This window comes from Cupriavidus sp. UYPR2.512 (assembly GCF_000379565.1).
Lineage (GTDB): Bacteria > Pseudomonadota > Gammaproteobacteria > Burkholderiales > Burkholderiaceae > Cupriavidus.
The window spans coordinates 1-1403 of record NZ_KB903100.1 but is presented as its reverse complement, the minus strand read 5'-3'; the positions used below and the strand labels follow the sequence as shown (position 1 = coordinate 1403).

The 1403-nt window shown below is 58.1% G+C and carries 1 protein-coding gene; it reads right to left on the bottom strand.

Annotation, left to right across the window (positions count from 1 at the left end; all coding sequences use genetic code 11):
• Positions 1–848, bottom strand: an 848-nt coding sequence (locus A3A5_RS39155) for an RNA polymerase sigma factor region1.1 domain-containing protein (RefSeq protein ID WP_369797809.1), incomplete at its 3' end; no start/stop codon positions are given.
• Positions 849–1403 lie beyond the last annotated feature (555 nt).

The following is a 1403-nucleotide window of genomic DNA, read 5'->3' as shown; positions in this document are numbered from 1 at the left end:
CTGCGCCCGCAGTCTGGGAGGCCGTCCTGTCTGCTTGATGAGGTATCCTCTATATAACAACAATCTCGTACAGACCGCCTATTTGCACCAGAGCCATCGTCGGAGGCTTCTGCTTCCACTTGAACTTCGTCGGACTCTTGCGTTATTTCGCTTTCGTTCAAGTCGTCGCTGATGCCATCGACCAGTTCGTCGATACGCAGCTCGCCGGCAACGATGCGGCCCACATCGGCAAGAATCGCGGACACGACTGACGGACACGCGGCGATCGCCTGAATCATGTCCTGCAAGCCGCCTTCGATGCGTTTTGCGATTTCGATTTCGCCGGCGCGGGTCAGCAGTTCACGGGCACCCATTTCGCGCATGTACAGTCGGACCGGATCAGTTGTGCGGCCGAATTCGGAATCGACGGTCGACAGTGCAGCTTCCGCTTCCTCGTCCGCCTGATCGTCGGATGCCGCGGCATGCGCGGCGTCGCTTAACAGGAGCGTCTCCACGTCCGGCGCCTGCTCGTACACGGTCACCCCCATGTCGCTGAATGTGCTGACGATCGTCTCCATCGCCGCAGTTTGCGTAAAGTTGTCCGGCAGGTGATCGTTGATGTCCGCGTGGGTGAGATAACCGCGCTCGCGGCCAAGCGCGATCAGCGCGCGCATCTGGCGTTGACGCTCCTCGTCCTGGCGCGCCATGGACGCGATCTCCAGCGGTGTTGCGACTGCTTGAATCTTTCCTTTTGGAGAGCGGTGGCCGGTCTTTGATGTGACCGCGATCGTGCGAGATGCTGAATCGTCGCGAACTGAATTTGCCAATACACTCTCCTCGACAGATTGGCCGACGATCGTCGCGGACATGACGCTGGTTAAGCCCGTCGGGGTGCGAACGAAATCGTGGAATCACGCACGGACATTTGAGGCCGGAATGCCTCCCGTGGAGTCCAGTGTGCGCAGAATGGGGGATTTTTAATAATACCAGATGTCGTTGTGCGGTGCAATATGCGATTACCACCGGTCTTGCCAGCAGTCATCGGACAGGACCTGCTGTCTGCCACCAGGTTAGCCCGCTCGAATTAATCCCTGGGTAAGAATGAGGGCTGACCGGGTTCGCGATGGTGAGCTGTGGCGCACATTTCGGATCCCGCTCAACCTTTCCCAATGTGTCCGATAATCGCATGCGGCATGTTGCGAAGCAGCAAATTTCCGCGATGGGAGATCTGTAAGGCTTCCCGCCACGCTACGAACAGTTCTTCAAAGAAGTGGGCGGCTCGTCATTGGCTGCCGTCATGCTGGTCCAGGCGACATCGAAGCCCACCAATCGCTTAGGAACGTGCTCGAAATAACTTCCCGCTATGCGGCGTTCCGTGAGCGGATGCTGTAGTTCCACGCAGGCAAGGTTGAGTCGTACTCGAT